This is a genomic window from Deltaproteobacteria bacterium, from assembly GCA_009930495.1.
In the GTDB taxonomy this organism is placed as follows: domain Bacteria; phylum Desulfobacterota; class Desulfovibrionia; order Desulfovibrionales; family Desulfomicrobiaceae; genus Desulfomicrobium.
In genome coordinates this window covers 17,403-36,633 of sequence record RZYB01000008.1, presented here as the reverse complement: position 1 = coordinate 36,633, position 19,231 = coordinate 17,403, and the positions used below count along the sequence as shown (strand labels likewise).

Sequence of the window (19,231 nt, the reverse complement as noted above, 5' to 3'; positions counted from 1 at the left end):
CCAAAAAACGGCGCCATCCCGATGTCTTGGCCTGGGTCGGGGCGAAGTCCACCTCGTTGGTGGTTTCTGAAGTCCGGATCGGTTCCGGCATGGGTTCCTTGTCCTTGGCCGGTTCCAAAATCGTTTCAGTGAAGGGCTCGCTCTCTGGTGCGGCAACAGCTTCGGGTTGGGCCGCGCCGACTGGCTCGGATTCGGTCTGGACCGTCGGGGCTGGCTCCGATTCGACGCGAGCCGGCCCGGCCGTGGCGTGTTCCGGCGCGAGGGCAGGAGCTGCTTCGGGCCCGATTTCGGCTTCGAAGGCTTCTGGTGAAATTGTTTGCTCGGCTTGGGCCGCGCCAGCTGGCCCGGGTTCGGGCTGGACCGCCGGAGTCGGTTCCAGTTCGGTGCGAACCGGCCCGGCCGTGGCGTGTTCCGACGCGAGGGCGGGAGCTGTTTCGGGCTCGACTTCGGCCGCGATGGTTTTTGGCGTGACGGCCTGTTCATCTTGGGCCGCGCCGGCTGGTCCGGGTTCGGGTTGGGCCGCCGGGGCGGGAGCCGGTTCGATGGCCTCGATGGGCTCGGTTTGGGCGGGGGCCTCTTGGGCTGACTGCGGTGGAGTGTGATCGGCCGGAGTCGCGTCGCCGCCCCAGAGTTTTTTGATACGAGAGAAAAAACCCATGATGTAGTCCTTTGTGGTTAGCCTTCAAGATCCGTGAAAATGTCTTCCCAAATGATTTTGCCCTTGTCCTTGCGGGCTTGACGCAGCAGCAGATACAGGGCCCCGGCTCCGCCGTGCCGGGGCAGGGCGGTGGCGAACGCGAGGACGATGCGTTTGAGCGGGGCCTGGGTCAGCCATGTCGACAGCTCCTGGCGCAGGACGCCCTGGCCGAGCGGGGAGTTGCGGCCCCGTCCCGGAATGATCAGCACACAGCGTTTGCCCTCCATGTAGGCTCGGCGCAGAAATTCCTGGACCCCAAGTTTGGCCTGTTCCGTGTTCATGCCGTGCAGGTCCAGGTGCCCTTGCACGCTGTATTGGCCATTTTTCAGCTTGCGGAAAATTTTGGCGTCCAGCCCCTTGATCAAGCCGGAAATGAATTCGTGGGTGTGCTCCATTTCGAATTCGACATTTTCCTCGAGCAAGCGGGCGAATGTTTTCGGCTCGGACAGGTTGGCCTTGGTGACGGCGGCTGGCGGCGTCACCTCCCGACCGCCCTTGGCCAGGGGGGCCACGTCGGACATGGCCCCCAGGAAGAGGACGTCATCGCCGGTGGATGCCTTTTCCTGCCGCGCGCGGGCTCGTTTGCCCAGGGACGCCTTGATCCTTTGATCTTTTTTCAGGGATTGAAACGGATTGTGCATGGTGCTCACGATGGTCAGGGCGCGTGTATATACAAATTGGGGGTGGAGGGCAAAAGCTTGAAAAGCGCCGGCCCTGGCGGGCTTGTGGACAGTGCGGCGGATAATTTGCTAGCCGGGGTTCCTGCCGGGAAACGTCCCGCTTTTGGGGCGTACCGTAAACCGCACGGGACACGCATGACATTTTTCACGCAAGATTGCCAAGAGTACGGGGTTCTCGTGGTCCATCCCGACGAAAATCAGGGCCGGGAAATATGTGCCGTCGTGGAGGAGCTCGGCCTGCGCGCCATGCATGTGACCAGCCATTCCAAGGCCCTGGCGCTGACCGAGGACGATCCCTGGCCGTGTCTGATTGTCGCGGTTCAGGGGCTGGATATTTCCGGGTTGGAGTTGTGCGCCATGCTGCGGGCGCGCGAGGCCCGGCGTCGCGCCCGTCCGGCCTATGTCATCATGCTTGGCGCCCGTTCCGATTTGGTGCCCATTCTTTCCTCGGACGCGGGCATGGATTCGTATCTGGTCGGGCCGTTGCTGGATCTGGAACTCGGCTGGCAGGTCAAACGGGCGGTTCGGACCTTGCGTCTGACCGGGCAGGGGGCGCTGGAGCCCGTGGTCGATCCCACGACCGGCCTGTTGACCCCGGATGGCCTCAAAGCCTTTTTGTTCCAGGAAGTCAACCGCGTGGGACGTCGGCACGGCTGGTTTTCTCTTTCCGTGCTGGCCATTCCGGATAACGCCGGCCTGCGCGCCAGCTTTGGCGAGGATTGGCTGGCATGGTTCAAATCCGGGATTTGGGACTATCTGCGGCGCCAACTCCGCAATTACGACCGCCTGGCCGCTTTGAATGGCGAAATGCTGGCTCTGGTTTCGCCCGATTTGGACGCGCGCGGTACCAGGGCGCTTCTGGGACGGCTGAGCGGGGCCCTGGACGAATACAGCTTTCGAGAGCCCAATGGACAAGGCACGGGCCTGGAGCTGCGCGCCAGATATTTATGCGTGCGGGTCCTGGGCAATTACAAACAGTTCGACCGGACCGGAGAGGTGCTTTGGACGTGGTTACAAACCCGCCTCGCCGAGCCGCTGTCCCCCGGAATTGATGGAGACTCCGGGCGGGTGGCCTTGGAACTTGAATTGGATTTTTGATTTAGCGAAAAATTTTGAGGTATCAGGAAAAATTTTGGCCAACCAGCAATTCCACTTTCAGGGAAACTTCCTCGACGATGGGCTGAAAATCGTTGTCCATCAGGCCGGCGGGGATGGTCGACTGTTTCATGTCCAGCGTGAACATTGGGTTGAAATGGTAGCCGGCTCCCGTCGCCAGGCAATCCGCCACCTTGAGCAGGGTGACCACGGCCGGAGGATTGCCGGTGGTGACGTCCCGATGGTGGGCGTAAACCGCGAGCTGGACATTTTTGGGGAATTTCCACAGTTTGAGCGCCTTCGCGCTGATGACGGGATGGGCCACGCCAAACAGGCTTTCCTCGAGTTGGAGTGGGTCGTGGCCGCCATGTTCCCAGGACTGGGCCAGGGTGGTGAACGCCTCGGGCATGAGGGTGCCCATGACCACGTAGCCCATGTCGTGGAGCAGGCCCGAGAGATAGGCGCCTTCCTGTTCTTCCTGGGTCATGGGAAAAAGGTTGGCGTGGAATTTGATGAGTTTTTCGCTCAGAAGCGCCGTGCACAGGCTGTGGGTCCAGAAGCGCCGGATGGAAAAGCTGGCGGGCAGGGTGTTTTTACGCACGGAACCGGCCAGGGTCAGGTAATAGACAACACCCTTGACTTCCTGCAGCCCGAGCCGGACCAGGGCTTTGTGGACCGAGGTGATCTCGTCGGTGCCCCGGTAGATGGGCGAATTGGCCACGGCCATGATCCGGGCGCAAAGAACGGGCTCCGCGCCCATGGCTTCGGCGATTTCCGCCAAGCGTGTGTCAGGAGCGTTGAGCAATCCCCACAGCTTGGCGACCATGGGTTTGAGGGGGGGGAGATCGGTGTCCTTGAGATTGTCGAGATTGAGCATGAGATATCGTGACGAAGGCAAAAGATTGGATGTGAAGCCGAATCACACGGCGCGATTCATTTCTGACACAACTACCACATGGGTACGGCATAGGGCAATGGGCCCGGATGGCGTCAGCCGGTGTGCGGGAAAACGGAGGATTGCATGAAGATCAGTTTCTTGGGCGCGGCCCGAACCGTGACCGGGTCTTGTCATGTCGTGGAGTGCGAGACGGCGCGTTTTTCCATTGATTGCGGCATGCATCAGGGGAATCGGGTCATCGAAATGCGCAACTGGGACGAAAACGGCGTGTACCACCCGGAAAGTCTGGACTTCATCTTGCTGACCCACGCGCACATCGATCATTCCGGATTGTTGCCGCGCCTGGTCGCCAAGGGCTTTTCCGGCCCTATTTACACCACACCGCCCACGCGCGATCTGTTGGGGATCATGCTCGAAGACAGTGCCCGCATCCAGGAAACCGAGGCCCAGTGGCGCAGCACCAAGAAAATGCGGGCCGGGGATTTGCCGGTGGAGCCCCTTTATACCGTGGAGGACGCGCAGCGGGCCTTGGCCCGGCTCGAAATCCAGGAATACAATCAGGTCTTCGAGCCGGTCCCCGGAATTCGGGTTATTTTCAACGATGCCGGCCATATTTTGGGCTCGGCTTTTATCGAGATTTGGCTCAAGGAAAAGGGCGAAGAATACAAGTTGGTTTTTTCCGGCGACCTGGGGCGGCCCAATCAGCTGTTGGTGCGCAATCCGCAGACGGTGGAAACGGCGGACTTTCTTTTTCTCGAATCGACCTACGGCTCCCGCAACCACAAGAATGAAACCCAAAGCCGCGAGGAGCTGGCCGAGGCCATCGCCTACAGTTACCGGCACGGGGAAAAGGTCATTATCCCGGCCTTTGCCGTGGAACGGACCCAGGAGGTGCTCTATAGTTTGTACCTGCTCGAAAAAGAGGGCAAGCTTCCCGGAGACATGCCCATTTACGTGGACAGTCCTTTGGCCATCAAGGCCACGGAGATTTTCCGCCGGCACTGGGATTACTACGACCACCAGACCAAGCAATTGGTCAAGAACGGCGAAAATCCGTTGGAATTGGCCAACCTGCGCTACACCCTGACCGCCGACGAGTCGCGGGCCATCAACACCTCCCAGGGCCCGGCCATTGTCATTTCGGCCAGCGGCATGGCCAATGCCGGACGCATCAAGCATCATTTGCGGCACAACATCTGGAAGCCGGGCGCGGCCATCGTTTTTGTCGGTTTTCAGGCCGAGGGCACGCCGGGCCGGCGCATCGTGGACGGGGCGCCGACCATCCGCATCCTGGGCGAGGAATTGTCGGTGAAGGCCAAGGTTTTCACCATTGGCGGTTTTTCCGGACATGCCGGACAGACCCAGCTGCTGGAATGGCTGTCGCATTTTCGCAATCCGGACATGCAGGTCTATTTGGTGCATGGCGAGCATTCCGGACAAAAGGTCCTGGCCGAATTGATCCGGGAGCGTTTCAATCTGGCCGTGCATATCCCGGACTACCTGGACGAATTCCTGCTCGACAAAAGCGGCCGTTTCGAACTCACCTCGCGGCCGAGCCTGGCTGCTCCGCGCATCGATTGGGATTACCTGTTGGGTGAAACCTCGGCGAAATTGGCCCAGGTCCAGGATCGCGTGGATTACATCAAGCGCATGGGCCTGACCAATCAGGTTGAGATCCGGGGCAATCTGCTCGATATCAACTCCCGTTTCACCTCCATTCTGTCCGAGCTGATGTTCGAGCAGAAACAGGGCGAGTGAGCGCGGAATGCGGATCATCGCCGGAACCTATCGTGGCCGTCGGCTGCGCACCACGTCCGGCCCTGGATACCGGCCCGCCACGGGCCGGGTCCGGGAGTCGGTTTTTTCGATGCTCGAATCGCTGGGCGTGTCCTGGCCCGATACCCTTGTCGCGGACATTTTTGCGGGCAGCGGGGCCTTGGCCATCGAGGCCTTGAGCCGGGGCGCGCGGGGCGCGGTGTTCGTGGAAAAGGCGGCCGCCGCGGCCGCCTTGATCCGGGCCAATCTGGAAGACTTGGGCGTGGATCGGGGCCGCTGGCAGCTGATCAAGGGCGATGCCTTGCGCTGGCTTGGCGCCACGGCCGTGGGCCGATATGGGTTGGTCTTCATCGACCCGCCCTATGGCCGGGACTTGCTGCTGCCATCGGTGCGCCTGCTTGTGGAGAATGGCGGCCTAGCGCCGGACGGGCTGATTTGCGCCGAAGTCGAGGCCGGCCTGGATCTGCCCGATCCACCGCTCCCGGTTTTGGAACCAATCCGGAATAAACTTTATGGACAGACAAGGATTTGCATATGGGGCTTAAGGAAGAGCGCATAGCCGTCTATCCCGGGACCTTCGATCCGTTCACCAACGGGCATCTGAGTTTGGTGCGCCGTGGTCTCGAAGTCTTTGACCGGGTCATCGTGGCCGTGGCCAAGGATTCGGGCAAAAATCCGCTTTTCAGCCTGGAGGAGCGGGTGGAGATGATTCGCGAGGCTTTCCGGGGACAGACCAGGGTGGCGGTGGAGGGCTTTGCCGGCCTTTTGGTGGACTATGTCCCGAGCACTGGCGCGAATACGATTTTGCGCGGCCTGCGCGCTGTCTCGGACTTTGAGTACGAATTCCAGATGGCGCTCATGAATCGCAAGCTCAAGCCAAGCATCCACACTGTGTTCATGATGACGGACTATCGTTGGCTGTACATCAGCTCGACCATCATCAAGGACGTGGCCCGGCTTGGCGGGAGCATCGAGGGCTTGGTTCCGGAAGCCATCCAGGGTCGGGTCACGCGGCGCATGGATGAATGGCGCGCGCTCCAGGCCGGGGATAGCGGGAAACCATGACCACGGCGTTGTCCCTGGTGTGTTTGGTCGGGGCCACGGGCACGGGAAAAACCGCGGCGGCCCTGGGGTTGGCCCGGGCCCTGGGCGGGGGCGTTGTCAATTTTGATTCGCGTCAGGTGTATGCCGGTCTGGAAGTGGTCACGGCCCAGCCCACGGCAGAGGAGCGGCGGGTGTGTCCGCACGCGTTGTATGGGCATGTGCCGGTGTCCGAATCGGTTCGGGCCGGGGCTTTCGCCCAGGACGTCCTGGCCGCCGCGCGGGCCATGCAGGCGCGGGGCATGGTGCCCATTTTGGTGGGTGGCAGCGGGTTGTACCTGAAAAGTCTGCTTGAAGGGCTGGCGCCCATTCCGGATATCGATCCAGGGATACGCGGCCGCGTGGTCGATGAATGCCGGGCCTTTGGGGCGCCGGCCTTGTATGCCAGGCTGCGCGCCATTGATCCGGAGTACGCGGCCAAAATTCACCCCAACGATCCCCAGCGAATATGTCGGGCACTGGAGGTGTTCATGGCCACGGGAGAAACCCTGAGCCAGTGGCATGCCCGCACCACCCGTCCCACGGGGCTGCGGGCGCTCAAGATCGGGTTGGCGACGGATCTGGACACCCTGGCGCCGCGCTTGGCCCAACGCATCGATCTCATGCTGGATTTGGGAGCCATGGACGAGGTTGCCCGGGTCCACGCCGCCCATCCGAACCGCTCGGCTCCAGGTTTTTCGGGGATTGGCTGCCCGGAGCTCTTGTCCGTGTTGTTGGATGGCGTTTGCCTGGATGAAGCCAAGACGGTCTGGTTGCGCAATACCCGCGCCTATGCCAAGCGGCAGTTGACATGGTTTCGCAAGGACGCGGACATTGCCTGGTTCGCTCCAGGCGAGGTGGACGGCATGATTGCCCGCGCCAGGGTATTTCTGGACCAACCTGGGGAGTAAGGGCTTCACGGAGGATGAGTGCGGCGATGAAATGTTTTTTCTTGATGGTGTGTTGCGTGTTGCTGACGGTCCCCGCCATGGCCGGGCAACGGGTGGTGCTGGCTCCTGGCGTCGATGCGACCACTCGCGAGCGGTTGATCGAAAAAGGATTGGAGCAGGCCATGGCCCAAACCGTGCGCGACATCGTGGACGTCACCCTGCCCCCGGAACGTCTGGCCGCCGTTGCCCGCGTTCTGGTCGCGGAGCGCTCGACTCTGATCCTTGATTACAACGAGTTGTCCGTTCCGGCCAATGCCACCGAGGGAAGCATTGTTTTGGACGTACACGCGGACACGGCCGGAATCCGGCGGCGCTTGGCCGAAATGGGTGTGTTGTACACCGTCTCCAGCCCCAGGTCGTATGTGTTGCGCCTTCTTGGCGTGGACCCGTCCCGCACGCGGCGGCTGGAACCCCTGCAGATGATTTCCGGGCTGCGCCCCGTATCCTCGGCCGGTCCGGACGTGCCGGTCCTGGAGCTGCGCCAGGAGCCTCCGGGTTCCTGGACGGGCGTGCTGACCCATGGAACCTGGAAATCGGTTCGCACGGCCAGGACACTCGAAGAAATGTGGTGGTATTTATGGAAGGGTTTTTTTTCTCGGTCCGAGGGCCGGATGGGGGGTGACGCCCTGACCGTCAGCGTTTCGGGCTGGTTGTCCAGCATGGGCCCCATGGAATTTGATCGCATGCTGGACGGTTGGACGGCTGAAATCGGACAACGGGCCCTGACCGGAGTGGAAATGGGACCAGGTGGCTTGGTCGGTGTCTGGAAAATCCAGGCCAAGCGAAAGGATGCCCTGGTCATCCGGTTGCGTGACGCAGCCAAGGCTCAGGGACTGGACATTGAGATCAAATAGCCTGCCGGCGGCTTGAAATAAAAAATCCCGGTGAAACCGGGATTGGGGGGCCAAGAGGGCGGTGATCAGGCTTTTTTGTCCGGATCGTCCTTGGATTCGGAATTGGGCGAAACGTCGATTTCTTCGGGTTCGCTGGTCGCTTTTTTGAAATTTTTGATGGCCCGCCCCATGCCCGAACCTATTTCCGGAAGCTTGTTGGCTCCGAAGATAATCAGGACGATGACCAGGATGATGAGCAGTTCTGGGATACCAATGCCAAACATGTATGCCTCCTCGGAAATGATTGCGCCTCATATACACACAGCCCTTTCCCGAGGTCAATACGCATCTGGAGAAGAAAAACCTTGGTTTCCAGGTGTATAGCGTGTATTCTATGCGTGTCCCATTTTCCTGTCGCGGTGGGGTGGCGGGTTGGGGCGTCTAGGGAGATCCCATGCGCGAGGTCGTGCGGCTGCCAGGAGCGGGGTGTGGTTTTTATCTGCGGGGACGTTGCATGTATGCGGAATACATGAATCCAGGGCTTGACAGTGCGTTTTGTTGCCAGGTTTTGGCCCGGCTGGAGCGTCGATTCGACGCGTTGGTGGAGCGGTGCGAGCTCATGGGAATCGGGCTTGAGGCGGCCGGGCGGATTTGGCAGGGGTGGGGCGGGGACGTCGTTGATTGGACCTGCCCGGAGTATGCCCTGGGCGCGGGGGACGCTTTCGGTCGGTGCGCGCATTTTGTCGAGGGCCTGTGTCTGCTCCGATTTCCCTGTTGCGGAGGGCGTTGTCGCCACTATGAACTGGCCCGACCGGGCCGAAATTTCGAGGAGTGAGGTGTATACGTTGATGGATGACCTTGTCGTGCATTTTCCCTGGATGAATCCTGGATTGGCCGGACCGGATCTGCCCGAATGGGTGCTGTGGCTCGATCCCGGGGTGGCCTTGCCGGAAGGCCCCGCGCGGTGGCGTCCACCGACCCTGCCCTACTCGGACGAGGAGGTGCGCCGCATGGTGCGCGAATACCTTCAGTTCGCGGAGCGTTTTCCCAAAACCTCGGACATGCAGGCCTACCGGGCCGCCGGCATCGATAATTTTTATACCGACACGACCATGGACATCCTGTCCCAGCTGACCGGTGGCGCCAAGTCGGCCGAAGTCTCCCTGGACGACGCGCTGCGGCAGGCTCAAATCGTGTTGGCCCTGGCCTTGTTCCGCGAGGAGCACTTCATGGGCATGCGCGACCAGGAGACCCGCTTCGCCCAGGCCCGGGACGGGTTCGCCCGGACGCTTGGCCTGGGCGACGAAGAGTCCTTCGCCGAGCTCGGCGTTTCGGATGACGTTCTTTTTCCGCGCGCCGGCGTGGACTTGCCATGGAAAAGTCTGCTCCCGCGCGTGTTCGCTTTTTTGCCGGGCGGGGCCAGCCTTTTTGTCTCCGACGCGGACGTGTTTCGGGAGCTTGAGGCTTGCGGCCTGGCCTTTGCCCCGTGTGTCGTGAAGGGTCGCGATTTCTGGTGTTGCGACATGGACGCGGCCGGCCTGGAGCTTGTCTGCGGCGAGCGGGTCGAATTGCCCCACTTCGTCAGGATTCTGGCCAATCCCTCAAACCCTTCAACCAGCGAGAACCGGTAATGACCAAAGAACAACTCGGACCGCGTATCAAGCGCCTTCGGGAATTGAACGAGATCAGTTTGGAGCAGTTGGCCGAGCGCACGGGCCTGGAACTTGGGTTTTTGAAATCCCTGGAGGATGATTCCGTGTATCCGTCCCTGGGGCCCCTGCTCAAGGTCGCCCGAGGTCTGGGCGTGCGCCTGGGCACGTTTCTGGACGACGAACTGGGCCAGGATCCGCTTGTCGTGCGCTTGGGACAGCGCGAGGAAGGCCTGCACATGCTCGGCGGCAAGGGGTGTTCCGTGGATATGAAGTTTTATTCCCTGGGCCGGGGAAAGAAGGACCGCCACATGGAGCCTTTTTTCGTCGAGCTGGCGCCAGCGGCCAATGGGGAATGCAAACTGTCCAGTCATGAGGGCGAGGAGTTCATCGTTGTCCATGACGGGGCCATCCAGGTGACCTACGGGCGCGATGTTTTTATTCTGGACAAGGGCGATTCGATCTATCTTAATTCCATCGTGCCACATCACGTGACCTGTGCTGGCGATTCGCCGGCGTCCATCTATGCCGTGCTGTATTTCCCGGAATAGCCGTGGAAGCGAAAGGAGGAGGACTCATGGATAGACCTGCACTGCGAGGGATCACCCTGGGCCAGATGCTTGACGAAGCCATCGCGCGGCATCCGGACAACGAGGCCGTGGTCTATGTCGATCGCAATTTTCGCCTGACGTATCGCGAGTTTGGCGAGCTCGTGGATAATCTGGCCAAGGGCCTCATGGCCATGGGAGTGCAAAAGGGAGAAAAAGTGGCCATCTGGGCCACCAACGTGCCCTATTGGGTGGCGTTTCAGTTTGCCACGGCCAAGATCGGGGCCGTGCTCCTGACCGTGAATACCTTCTACAAGAAGGCCGAGTTGGAATATCTGCTCAAGCAATCCGAGACCGAAAATCTGCTGTTGATCGATTCCTTTCGCGACACGGATTATGTTCAGACCGTGTACGACTTGGTGCCGGAACTCAAAACCCAGGAACGCGGTTATTTGCGTTCCGAGCGTTTTCCGGACCTGAAGCGGGTCTTTTTCCTGGGGCAGGAAAAGCACCGGGGCATGTACTCCATGCCCGAGCTCCTGGCTCTGAGCCGGCTGATTTCCGAAGAGGATTACCGGGCTCGTCAAGCCTCCCTGGATCCGCACGACGTGGTCAACATGCAATACACTTCCGGCACCACAGGTTTTCCCAAGGGAGTCATGCTGACCCACTACAATATCGGGAACAATGGCTTTTGGATTGGCGAGAACCAGGTCTTCACCCATAAGGATCGGGTTTGCCTGCCCGTGCCGCTTTTCCATTGCTTTGGTTGTGTTCTGGGCGTGCTGGCCTGCGTCAGTCACGCTTCGACCATGGTCCTCCTGGAGGGTTTCAGTCCGTTGCTGGTCATGACCGCGATCGAAGAGGAAAAGTGCACGGCGTTGTACGGCGTGCCGACCATGTTTATCGCTGTTTTGGAGCACAAGTCCTTTTCCCGCTACGACTATTCCTCCTTGCGCACGGGCATCATGGCTGGCTCGCCCTGCCCGGTGCCGGTCATGGAGAAGGTCATGGACGTCATGAACATGAAGGAAATCACCATCTGCTATGGTCTGACCGAATCTTCGCCGGTCATGACCCAGACCAGGGTCCACGACACGGTGGCGCAACGGACCTCGACCGTGGGACGGGCCATGCCCGAGGTGGAGGTGCGCATCACGAACCCGGAAAGCGGCGAACCCGCGGGGCCGGGAGTGCAGGGCGAGCTTTGCTGCCGGGGCTACAACGTCATGAAGGGGTACTACAACAACCCCGACGCCACGGCCCAGGCCATCGACCCCGATGGCTGGCTTCATTCCGGCGATCTCGGGACCATGGACGAGGCCGGCTACGTGACCATCACTGGCCGTCTCAAGGACATGATCATTCGTGGCGGCGAGAACGTCTATCCACGCGAGATCGAGGAATTTCTCTACCGCATGGAGGGCATCAAGGATGTCCAGGTGGCGGGCGTTCCCAGCCGCAAGTACGGCGAGGAAGTGGGCGCTTTCGTCATCTTGAAGGAGGGTTTCGACTACGCGCCGGAAGACATCAAGGATTTTTGTCGCGGTCAGATTTCCCGCTACAAAATTCCCAAGTACGTGGCGTTCCTGGACCAGTTCCCCATGACCGCCAGCGGCAAGATCCAGAAATACAAGCTGCGTGAATTGGCGGCGGAGCTTTTTCCCGAGGCCATGAAATGACGGTCGTCGCCGTGGGCGCGGCCGCATTGCGGACCAGGCACCGACCGGATTTGCGTCAGGTGCGGGGCGTGGTGTTTGATTGCGACGGGGTTTTGTTCGACTCCCGCGACGTGAATCGGCACTACTATAATCATATCCTTTTCACCCTGGGTTTGCCGGAAATGAGCGTCGAGGACGAGGACTATGCCTTCATGCATACCGTGGACGCGGCCCTGGCCCGGATCATTCCGCCGGGACGCATGGACCAAGCCCGGGCCGTGCAGCATCACATGACCTATGCGGATTTTATCGACCGCATGATCCCGGAGCCTGGCATTTTCGAGCTTTTGGCCGGATTGGAACGGCTTGGGATGCGTCTGGCGATCAACACCAACCGCCGCAATTCCATGGAGATGGTTCTGGAACGATTCGGCATGACCCGGTTTTTCGATCCGGTCATGACCGCGGCCAAGGTGGCCCGCCCCAAGCCCGATCCGGAGGGGCTGAACATTATCGTGCGTTCGTGGGGGATGCCCGTGGACGCTCTGGCCTATATCGGAGACTCAGAGGTCGATCAGCTGACCACGGCTGGCGCCGGCGTGTCGTTTTGGGCATACCGCAACCCGAATTTGCGGGCCAAGCTGCATGTGGACAGTTTCCATGAACTGCGGCAATGGTTTGAGAGGGATTTTTGCTAAATAATCGATCATCGATTCTTTTGGAGCTGGAGGGGAATCATTCATGCCTGTTTTTTCGAGTCTCGCGGCCGCGATCTATTATGTGGTCGACACCGTTTTGTCCCTGTATTTTTGGGTTGTCATCGCCGGAGTCGTTCTGTCCTGGGTCAACCCCGATCCATATAATCCCATTGTCCGGGGCATTCGCGCCCTGACGGAACCGGTTTTTTACCGCATCCGGAAATGGATGCCGTTTACCTATATTAGTGGTATTGATTTTTCTCCTTTTGTCGTAGTCCTGGGTATCAAGTTCGTGCAGATTTTTCTGGCTCGTCTGCTCACGCAGGTGGCGTTCTGATCAATGACGACGGCGCGCCCGGTTTATGCGACCCGGTCCAGACAGGGATGGCGGCTTTCGGTTTGGGTTCAGCCCGGGGCAAAAAAAACAGAACTGGCCGGCATGCACGGTGATTTTCTGAAAATTCGCCTCCAGGCCCCGGCCGTGGACAACAAGGCCAACGCGGCGCTGACCGCTTTTGTCGCCAAGGCCTTGGGGTTGCGGCCCGGTCAAGTCAGCCTGGACCAGGGACTCACGTCGCGGCAGAAAAGTCTGCTTCTGCACACAGAGGAAGAGCCCGAGTGGGATCTGATTCTTACTCGGGCATAAGGTAAACCATAACGGTAAGGAGAACGTCCTATGGAACAGCAAGACCTCGAACTAGTGGCGGCTCATCTGGAGCACGACGAGGAACTCAGAGCTCTGTGGGAAGAACATGTCGGATTTGAAAAAATCCTGGAACGGTATTCCGGCAAGGCGGCCTTGTCGCCCGGCGAGGAACTCGAGGTGAAGGAATACAAGAAAAAGAAGCTGGCCGGAAAAACCAAGATTCAGGCTCTTCTCGAGAAATACAAGCGTCAGGAGGCGTAGGACGTCATGGTGCTCACCGGTGCCCAAATTTTGATGGAGTGTCTCAAGCGGGAAGGAGTGGACCTTATTTTCGGATTTCCCGGAGGGGCGGTTATCGATATTTACGATGAACTTCCCAAGCATCCGATTCGTCACATTCTGGTTCGTCATGAACAGGCCGCGGTTCATGCCGCCGATGGATACGCCAGGGCATCGGGCAAGGTGGGCGTTTGTCTGGTCACTTCCGGTCCCGGCGCGACCAACACCGTGACCGGAATCGCCACGGCATACATGGATTCCATTCCCTTGGTCGTGTTCACGGGGCAGGTGCCGACGCAGCTGATCGGCAACGACGCCTTTCAGGAAGCCGACATCGTCGGCATTACCCGGCCCTGCACCAAGCATAACTATTTGGTGAAAAATGTCGCGGATCTGGCCGCGACGATCAAGCAGGCCTTTTATATCGCCAGGACAGGGCGCCCAGGCCCTGTCCTGGTCGATCTGCCGAAAAACGTGGTCAACGCCAAGACGGAGTTCTCCTATCCGGAAACGATCTCCATGCGCAGTTACAACCCCAACTACAGTCCTAATCGCAAGCAGTTGCGCAAGGCGGCCGAACTCATTGCCCAGAGCTCCCGGCCGGTCATCTACGCTGGCGGCGGGGTCGTGTCCTCGGACAGCGCCCCGGAGTTGCGCGCCCTGGCCGAACAGTTTCACCTGCCCGTGACCACCACGCTGATGGGACTGGGCGCGTTTCCCGGCGACCATCCGTTGTGGCTGGGGATGCTGGGCATGCACGGCACGTACACGGCCAACATGGCCATCAACAGTTGCGACTTGCTCATTTCCGTGGGCGCCCGATTCGATGATCGGGTCACGGGAAGGGTCAACGCTTTTGCCGCCAAGGCCAAGATCATCCATATCGACATCGATCCCACGTCCATCAGCAAGAATGTGGAGGTGGACGTGCCCATTGTCGCGGATTGCAAGCAGGGGTTGGCCGGCTGCATGGAAGAGCTGGACAAGATGAACATTTCGGACTGGACCGCCAGGCACGGGGATTGGGTTGACTCCCTGGCCCGGATGCGAACCGAACATCCCCTGAGCTATGCCCGGAACGGGAAGTACATTAAACCGCAGTGGGTGGTGGAGAAGATTCACGAGCTCTCGAACGGCGAGGCGATCATCTCCACCGAGGTCGGTCAGAATCAGATGTGGGCCGCCCAGTTCTACACGTACCGGAAACCTCGCACCCTGCTCACCTCGGGCGGATTGGGAACCATGGGCTATGGGTTTCCGGCGGCCGTGGGCGCGCAGTTCGCCTTTCCGGACAAGCTGGTCGTGGATATCGCCGGCGACGGCTCCATCCAGATGAACATTCAGGAGCTGGCCACGGTGGTCAGCTACAAGGTGCCGGTCAAGATCGTCATTCTCAACAATGGCTATCTGGGCATGGTCCGGCAATGGCAGGAACTTTTCTATGGCCGGAATTATTGCGCCACCTGTTTGCACACCAATCCGGATTTCGTGGCCTTGGCCAAGGCGTACGGCGCCGAGGGCTTTCTTGTCGAGAATCCCGAGGATTTGGAGCCGACCCTACGCAAGGCCTTTGCCCATCCAGGACCGGTGGTGGTGGATGTGCGGGTCGAGCCCGAGGAGAACGTGGCGCCCATGGTGCCCGCTGGCGCGGCCTTGTCTGAAATGCTTCTGGTCTAGGAGGGCGAATGCGACACATTCTTTCAATTCTGGTGGAGAACGAGCCTGGCGTGCTGTCCCGGGTGGTCGGGCTGTTCAGCGGCCGTGGCTTCAATATTGAAACCCTGAACGTCGGTCCGACCCTGGAAAACGGGGTTTCACATATCACTATTTGCACCAGCGGCGATGAGCAGATCATCGAACAGATCATCAAGCAGCTGCACAAGCTCGTCACGGTCGTCAAGGTCGTCGATTTGACCCACCTTCAGGCCGTGGAACGGGAGATCGTGCTCATGAAAATCGGCGCGGACGACTCCAAACGGGCGGAAATTCTGCGGGTGGCCGATATTTTTCGCTGCAAGGTCGTGGACGTCAGCGCCGACGAACTGACCCTGGAAGTGACCGGGGATCAGGAAAAGATCAAGGCCATCGTCACCTTGTTGCAGCGTTTCGGCATCAAGGAGTTTGTCCGGGCCGGCACGGTGGCCATGCGTCGCAGCATGCAGCTGGCGGACTGATTCCGATCGATAAAGACTTGCCCCAATGGGCGGGAAACAATCACTGAAAAGGAGAAAATATGAAGGTTTACTACGACAAGGACGCGGATCTGAATATACTCAAGGATAAAGTCGTGGCCATTATTGGCTACGGCAGCCAGGGTCACGCCCATGCCCAGAATTTACGCGATTCGGGCGTTCAGGTCATCATTGGCCAGCGTCCCGGAGGTCCTAATTTTCAGCTGGCCAGGGAACACGGTTTCGAGCCGGTCAGCGCGGCCGAAGCCGCCAAGAAAGCCGATCTGATCCAGATTTTGGTGCAGGACCAGTACCAACCCAAGGTTTATGAAGAAGAAATTCTGCCCAATCTGACCGCTGGCAAGACCTTGGTTTTCGGACACGGCTTCAACATTCATTTTAATCAGATTGTTCCGCCCAAGGATGTGGACGTGGTCATGATCGCGCCCAAGGGGCCGGGGCATCTGGTCCGGCGTGAGTTCGAGAAGGGCGGCGGCGTGCCCTGCCTGGTGGCTGTGCATCAGGACGCCACGGGCAAGGCCCTGGCCAAGGCCCTGGCCTACGCCTCCGGGATCGGCGGCGCTCGTTCCGGCGTCATCGAGACGACCTTTGCCGAGGAAACCGAGACCGATCTTTTTGGCGAACAGGCCGTGCTTTGTGGCGGCGCCAGCGAATTGATCCGGGCCGGCTTCGAGACCCTGGTCAAGGCCGGTTACCAACCGGAAATCGCTTTTTTCGAGTGCATGCACGAACTGAAGCTTATCGTGGATTTGCTTTACGAGGGCGGCTTCAAGAAAATGCATTATTCCATCAGCGACACGGCCGAATACGGCGACTATGAAACCGGCCCGCGTGTTATCAACGAAGAATCCCGCAAGGCCATGCGGAAGGTTTTGGAAGAAATCCAGGATGGAACCTTTGCCCGGAATTGGATTTTGGAAAACAAGGCCGGCCTGCCGTCATTCCTGGCCAAAAGACGCCGCAGCCACGAGCACCAGATCGAGAAGGTCGGGGACAGCCTGCGCGAGATGATGGCCTGGTTGAAAAAATAGTCTGGCGCGACCACCCGTCCTTGGTGGTTGCTGTCGGTTTGTCGCGACACCGGATTGCCCTTTCGGGCGATCCGGTTTTTTGTTAGGGGGATGATCAAAAGCGTAATGATTTTCAAATCGTGGTGAGTGCATTCGATGGATACTCCGTTGACCGAGGAACAATTATTGTCCAAGGCGTGGTCTTTGTTCGCCAATGATGACCACGCCGGCGTCGTGCGCGTCTGCAGAACCGGCTATGCCCAGGGGGTGCGCAGTTACGACATGGTCCGACTGATGCTCGACAGCCTGAGCAAGCTTGGCAAGGTCCAGGAGCAGGCCGAGGTCACGCTGAAGGTTCTTGGCGAGAATGAATATCCCCCTAAAATCGCGGCCAAGCTCTATTTTCGGGCAGGTCTCATTTATCAGCACCAGGATGATCCGCACACGGCGCGGGAAATTTTCGAGAAGGTCATGCAGCTCGATCCGGATTTCCCGGGGATCGAGCAACGTATCAAGGCCTTGGCGCCTCGCCCGGCGCCAACCAGTTCCAGCCGGTACTCCTATCTGCTCGATCAAAAACTGGTCACTCCAGAGCAACTGAACACGGTTTTGGCCGACACGGACAACGACCCGGACGCGGCACTCATGGCGTCGTTCAAGATTCGGAAAGCCGATCTGGGGGAAAGTCTGGCACGTTTCTACAAAACGGAATTCGTGCCTTTTTCGGCGGGCAAGGAACCGCCGTTTGAGTTGTTCGAGAAGCGCCGGCTGGATCCGGATTTTTTAAAGCAGTATGGGTGGGTCCCCTACGAGCAGGACGGCAACGCGATCATCGTGCTCATGACAAATCCCTTCGACCTTGGTCGTCTCGATGAGATTCGATTCATCTATGGCACGTCCGGAATCCGTGCCAAGGTGACCCTGGCCCCGGATCTGGAACAGTTCATCGAGCATTTTTACAAGCAGCTCGGAGCGGGCGAGGCCCTGGCCGCGGCCTTTGACGAGGAGGTCGACAGCGATGCCGAGGCCATGGAGGAGATGGACGGCGAGTTGACCGAGCAGGACAGCGAGGTGGTGCGCATGGTCAACGCCTTGCTGGTCGAGGCGTGGCGAAAGAACGTGTCCGACATCCACATCGAACCCAACCCGCATTCCCGGTACTGTCTGTTTCGTTTCCGTCTGGACGGGACCTGTTTCGAGTTTCGTCGGGTCCGCCTGGCCCTGGCCAAGCCCATTGTCTCCCGCCTGAAGATCATGGCCAATCTGGATATTGCCGAGCGCCGTTTGCCCCAGGATGGCAAGATCAAGATCAAGTTGCCGGATCGGAACAAGGTCGTGGAATATCGCATGGCCACCATTCCCACCCTGGAAGGGATGGAGGACGTGGTTTTGCGCGTGTTGGCTTCGGGCAAACCCCTGCCCTTGGACAAGCTTGGGCTCACCCCCCAAAATAAAAACAATTTCGAGCGCATGGTCTACAAGCCCTATGGCTTGTTGTTGGTGGTCGGGCCTACCGGCTCCGGCAAGACGACAACGCTTCATTCGGCGGTGAGTTACATCAATACTCCGGAGCGGAAAATTTGGACGGCCGAGGACCCCGTGGAAATCACCCAGGAAGGCCTGCGTCAGGTCCAGGTCCAGCCCAAGATCGGCCTGACGTTTGCCTCGGCCCTGCGTTCATTTTTGCGCGCCGATCCCGATGTGATCATGATCGGTGAAATGCGCGACAAGGAAACCTCGCATATCGGCGTCGAGGCGTCCTTGACCGGCCATTTGGTGCTGTCCACCCTGCATACCAATTCGGCGCCGGAAACCGTGACCCGGTTATTGGACATGGACCTGGACCCGTTCAATTTCGCGGATTCCCTGCTGGGCGTCCTGGCGCAGCGTTTGGTCAAGACCTTGTGTCCAAACTGCAAGGAGGCCTATGTGCCCAGCGACATGGAGTTGGACGAACTGGCCCAGGAATTCGGTCCGGGATTCGAGGAGCAGGCCAAGGAATTTTTGAACGGCCCGCGAACCCTGTACCGCAAGGTCGGATGTCCCCAGTGTGTCGGCGGGTATAAGGGGCGCATCGGCGTGCACGAGCTGATGGTCAATTCGCCGGGGCTCAAGGTGCTCATCAAGCATCGCAAGCCCACCGAGGAAATCCGTGGGCAGGCCGTGGCCGATGGTATGTTGACCTTGAAACAGGATGGCATGCTCAAGATGCTCCGGGGGTTGACGGACATGGATCAGATTCGGGCCGCCACGGGGTGATCGCATGGTTTTTCATAAATTGTATCCAACCAAAATCCAATGATTCTATCCTCCAGCCAACTCCGTGCCCTGAAAGAGCGCAATGATGAAGAACTGCGCAAGGGCAAGCATGGGAAATATGGCTATCCAGCCAATACCATTCAGGATTTATTGCAAACAATCGAAGCGGTCAAAAAAGAGAAGAAGAAATGGAAGCAGCTGGCCCAGGAACGCGGCCAGTTGGTACGGGATATCGCGGCGTTGGTGAACAAGAAAATCGCCGCCGACGAGGAATAGCCCT

23 protein-coding genes are annotated in these 19,231 nt (G+C 59.4%); 19 read left to right on the top strand and 4 right to left on the bottom strand.

The features are described from left to right. Positions 1 to 658, bottom strand: a 658-nt coding sequence (locus tag EOL86_01930; protein NCD24342.1) for a hypothetical protein, incomplete at its 3' end; no start/stop codon positions are given. A gap of 17 nt (positions 659 to 675) precedes the next feature. After that, on the bottom strand, positions 676 to 1,338 hold the full coding sequence (locus tag EOL86_01925) for a DNA mismatch repair protein MutS (GenBank protein NCD24341.1): 663 nt from the start codon (positions 1,336 to 1,338) through the stop codon (positions 676 to 678). A 174-nt stretch (positions 1,339 to 1,512) separates the two neighbouring features. Between EOL86_01925 and EOL86_01920 the strand changes: the two genes are divergently transcribed. Beyond that, positions 1,513 to 2,475, top strand: a complete 963-nt coding sequence (locus EOL86_01920; GenBank protein ID NCD24340.1) for a hypothetical protein — start codon at positions 1,513 to 1,515, stop codon at positions 2,473 to 2,475. Between the two features lie 22 nt (positions 2,476 to 2,497). Here EOL86_01920 and EOL86_01915 read toward each other — a convergent pair whose 3' ends face one another. Next, positions 2,498 to 3,349: an HDOD domain-containing protein gene (locus EOL86_01915; protein NCD24339.1), complete on the bottom strand. Its 852-nt coding sequence runs from the start codon at positions 3,347 to 3,349 to the stop codon at positions 2,498 to 2,500. Positions 3,350 to 3,493: 144 nt separating this feature from the next. On the opposite strand from EOL86_01915, the gene EOL86_01910 reads away from it, so the two are divergent. Genes EOL86_01910 through EOL86_01890 form a run of 5 tightly spaced genes read left to right on the top strand, consistent with a single transcriptional unit; the run spans position 3,494 to position 8,030 of the window. Beyond that, a complete protein-coding gene (locus EOL86_01910) occupies positions 3,494 to 5,128 on the top strand; it encodes an MBL fold metallo-hydrolase (GenBank protein ID NCD24338.1) in 1,635 nt (544 codons plus the stop codon). A 7-nt stretch (positions 5,129 to 5,135) separates the two neighbouring features. Continuing rightward, positions 5,136 to 5,705 (top strand): 16S rRNA (guanine(966)-N(2))-methyltransferase RsmD, encoded by a 570-nt coding sequence (rsmD, locus tag EOL86_01905; GenBank protein NCD24337.1) that lies wholly within the window; start codon positions 5,136 to 5,138, stop codon positions 5,703 to 5,705. Continuing rightward, a complete protein-coding gene (locus tag EOL86_01900) occupies positions 5,681 to 6,211 on the top strand; it encodes a pantetheine-phosphate adenylyltransferase (protein NCD24336.1) in 531 nt (176 codons plus the stop codon). The genes rsmD and EOL86_01900 overlap by 25 nt, the downstream gene beginning before the upstream one ends. Continuing rightward, positions 6,208 to 7,137 carry a tRNA (adenosine(37)-N6)-dimethylallyltransferase MiaA gene (gene miaA, locus EOL86_01895; protein ID NCD24335.1) on the top strand — a complete coding sequence of 310 codons (930 nt, stop codon included), beginning with the start codon at positions 6,208 to 6,210 and terminating at the stop codon, positions 7,135 to 7,137. The genes EOL86_01900 and miaA overlap by 4 nt, the downstream gene beginning before the upstream one ends. A 26-nt stretch (positions 7,138 to 7,163) precedes the next feature. Beyond that, a complete protein-coding gene (locus EOL86_01890; GenBank protein ID NCD24334.1) occupies positions 7,164 to 8,030 on the top strand; it encodes a hypothetical protein in 867 nt (288 codons plus the stop codon). 65 nt (positions 8,031 to 8,095) lie between these two features. On the opposite strand, the gene EOL86_01885 is transcribed toward EOL86_01890, so the two are convergent. Further along, positions 8,096 to 8,293, bottom strand: a complete 198-nt coding sequence (locus EOL86_01885) for a twin-arginine translocase TatA/TatE family subunit (GenBank protein ID NCD24333.1) — start codon at positions 8,291 to 8,293, stop codon at positions 8,096 to 8,098. Positions 8,294 to 8,463: 170 nt separating this feature from the next. Here EOL86_01885 and EOL86_01880 point away from each other — a divergent pair, with 170 nt between their 5' ends. The 13 genes from EOL86_01880 (at position 8,464) to EOL86_01820 (ending at position 19,227) form a co-directional block, all read left to right on the top strand. Then, positions 8,464 to 8,844: a hypothetical protein gene (locus EOL86_01880; GenBank protein ID NCD24332.1), complete on the top strand. Its 381-nt coding sequence runs from the start codon at positions 8,464 to 8,466 to the stop codon at positions 8,842 to 8,844. Between the two features lies 1 nt (position 8,845). Beyond that, complete coding sequence (locus EOL86_01875; protein NCD24331.1) at positions 8,846 to 9,640, top strand: hypothetical protein; 795 nt, start codon at positions 8,846 to 8,848, stop codon at positions 9,638 to 9,640. Beyond that, the gene (locus EOL86_01870; protein ID NCD24330.1) at positions 9,640 to 10,209 is read left to right on the top strand and encodes a cupin domain-containing protein; all 570 of its coding nucleotides are present in this window, start codon (positions 9,640 to 9,642) and stop codon (positions 10,207 to 10,209) included. The genes EOL86_01875 and EOL86_01870 overlap by 1 nt, the downstream gene beginning before the upstream one ends. A gap of 26 nt (positions 10,210 to 10,235) precedes the next feature. Then, positions 10,236 to 11,888, top strand: coding sequence for an AMP-binding protein (locus tag EOL86_01865; protein NCD24329.1), 1,653 nt, complete (start codon positions 10,236 to 10,238; stop codon positions 11,886 to 11,888). Between the two features lie 11 nt (positions 11,889 to 11,899). Then, positions 11,900 to 12,565 carry an HAD family hydrolase gene (locus EOL86_01860; protein ID NCD24328.1) on the top strand — a complete coding sequence of 222 codons (666 nt, stop codon included), beginning with the start codon at positions 11,900 to 11,902 and terminating at the stop codon, positions 12,563 to 12,565. Positions 12,566 to 12,608: 43 nt separating this feature from the next. Beyond that, positions 12,609 to 12,902 carry a YggT family protein gene (locus EOL86_01855; protein ID NCD24327.1) on the top strand — a complete coding sequence of 98 codons (294 nt, stop codon included), beginning with the start codon at positions 12,609 to 12,611 and terminating at the stop codon, positions 12,900 to 12,902. Positions 12,903 to 12,905: 3 nt separating this feature from the next. Further along, complete coding sequence (locus tag EOL86_01850) at positions 12,906 to 13,211, top strand: DUF167 domain-containing protein (protein NCD24326.1); 306 nt, start codon at positions 12,906 to 12,908, stop codon at positions 13,209 to 13,211. 30 nt (positions 13,212 to 13,241) lie between these two features. Further along, positions 13,242 to 13,472, top strand: coding sequence for a DUF465 domain-containing protein (locus EOL86_01845; protein NCD24325.1), 231 nt, complete (start codon positions 13,242 to 13,244; stop codon positions 13,470 to 13,472). Between the two features lie 6 nt (positions 13,473 to 13,478). Beyond that, the gene (ilvB, locus tag EOL86_01840; GenBank protein ID NCD24324.1) at positions 13,479 to 15,167 is read left to right on the top strand and encodes a biosynthetic-type acetolactate synthase large subunit; all 1,689 of its coding nucleotides are present in this window, start codon (positions 13,479 to 13,481) and stop codon (positions 15,165 to 15,167) included. An 8-nt stretch (positions 15,168 to 15,175) separates the two neighbouring features. Continuing rightward, positions 15,176 to 15,664 carry an acetolactate synthase small subunit gene (gene ilvN, locus EOL86_01835; GenBank protein NCD24323.1) on the top strand — a complete coding sequence of 163 codons (489 nt, stop codon included), beginning with the start codon at positions 15,176 to 15,178 and terminating at the stop codon, positions 15,662 to 15,664. 59 nt (positions 15,665 to 15,723) lie between these two features. Continuing rightward, on the top strand, positions 15,724 to 16,713 hold the full coding sequence (ilvC, locus tag EOL86_01830) for a ketol-acid reductoisomerase (protein ID NCD24322.1): 990 nt from the start codon (positions 15,724 to 15,726) through the stop codon (positions 16,711 to 16,713). A gap of 135 nt (positions 16,714 to 16,848) precedes the next feature. Then, a complete protein-coding gene (locus EOL86_01825) occupies positions 16,849 to 18,951 on the top strand; it encodes a type II/IV secretion system protein (GenBank protein NCD24321.1) in 2,103 nt (700 codons plus the stop codon). Between the two features lie 39 nt (positions 18,952 to 18,990). After that, positions 18,991 to 19,227, top strand: coding sequence for a hypothetical protein (locus EOL86_01820; protein ID NCD24320.1), 237 nt, complete (start codon positions 18,991 to 18,993; stop codon positions 19,225 to 19,227). The last annotated feature ends 4 nt before the right edge of the window (positions 19,228 to 19,231 follow it).

Bases quoted from the DNA above. Each gene is read 5' to 3' on its own strand.
- EOL86_01925 (NCD24341.1), bottom strand. From the start codon at position 1,338: ATGCACAATCCGTTTCAATCCCTGAAAAAAGATCAAAGGATCAAGGCG.
- miaA (NCD24335.1), top strand. From the start codon at position 6,208: ATGACCACGGCGTTGTCCCTGGTGTGTTTGGTCGGGGCCACGGGCACG.
- EOL86_01870 (NCD24330.1), top strand. From the start codon at position 9,640: ATGACCAAAGAACAACTCGGACCGCGTATCAAGCGCCTTCGGGAATTG.
- rsmD (NCD24337.1), top strand. From the start codon at position 5,136: ATGCGGATCATCGCCGGAACCTATCGTGGCCGTCGGCTGCGCACCACG.
- EOL86_01890 (NCD24334.1), top strand. From the start codon at position 7,164: ATGAAATGTTTTTTCTTGATGGTGTGTTGCGTGTTGCTGACGGTCCCC.
- EOL86_01920 (NCD24340.1), top strand. From the start codon at position 1,513: ATGACATTTTTCACGCAAGATTGCCAAGAGTACGGGGTTCTCGTGGTC.
- EOL86_01845 (NCD24325.1), top strand. From the start codon at position 13,242: ATGGAACAGCAAGACCTCGAACTAGTGGCGGCTCATCTGGAGCACGAC.
- EOL86_01865 (NCD24329.1), top strand. From the start codon at position 10,236: ATGGATAGACCTGCACTGCGAGGGATCACCCTGGGCCAGATGCTTGAC.
- EOL86_01850 (NCD24326.1), top strand. From the start codon at position 12,906: ATGACGACGGCGCGCCCGGTTTATGCGACCCGGTCCAGACAGGGATGG.
- EOL86_01900 (NCD24336.1), top strand. From the start codon at position 5,681: ATGGGGCTTAAGGAAGAGCGCATAGCCGTCTATCCCGGGACCTTCGAT.
- EOL86_01855 (NCD24327.1), top strand. From the start codon at position 12,609: ATGCCTGTTTTTTCGAGTCTCGCGGCCGCGATCTATTATGTGGTCGAC.
- ilvN (NCD24323.1), top strand. From the start codon at position 15,176: ATGCGACACATTCTTTCAATTCTGGTGGAGAACGAGCCTGGCGTGCTG.
- ilvC (NCD24322.1), top strand. From the start codon at position 15,724: ATGAAGGTTTACTACGACAAGGACGCGGATCTGAATATACTCAAGGAT.
- EOL86_01825 (NCD24321.1), top strand. From the start codon at position 16,849: ATGGATACTCCGTTGACCGAGGAACAATTATTGTCCAAGGCGTGGTCT.
- ilvB (NCD24324.1), top strand. From the start codon at position 13,479: ATGGTGCTCACCGGTGCCCAAATTTTGATGGAGTGTCTCAAGCGGGAA.
- EOL86_01880 (NCD24332.1), top strand. From the start codon at position 8,464: ATGCGCGAGGTCGTGCGGCTGCCAGGAGCGGGGTGTGGTTTTTATCTG.
- EOL86_01885 (NCD24333.1), bottom strand. From the start codon at position 8,293: ATGTTTGGCATTGGTATCCCAGAACTGCTCATCATCCTGGTCATCGTC.
- EOL86_01910 (NCD24338.1), top strand. From the start codon at position 3,494: ATGAAGATCAGTTTCTTGGGCGCGGCCCGAACCGTGACCGGGTCTTGT.
- EOL86_01820 (NCD24320.1), top strand. From the start codon at position 18,991: ATGATTCTATCCTCCAGCCAACTCCGTGCCCTGAAAGAGCGCAATGAT.
- EOL86_01915 (NCD24339.1), bottom strand. From the start codon at position 3,349: ATGCTCAATCTCGACAATCTCAAGGACACCGATCTCCCCCCCCTCAAA.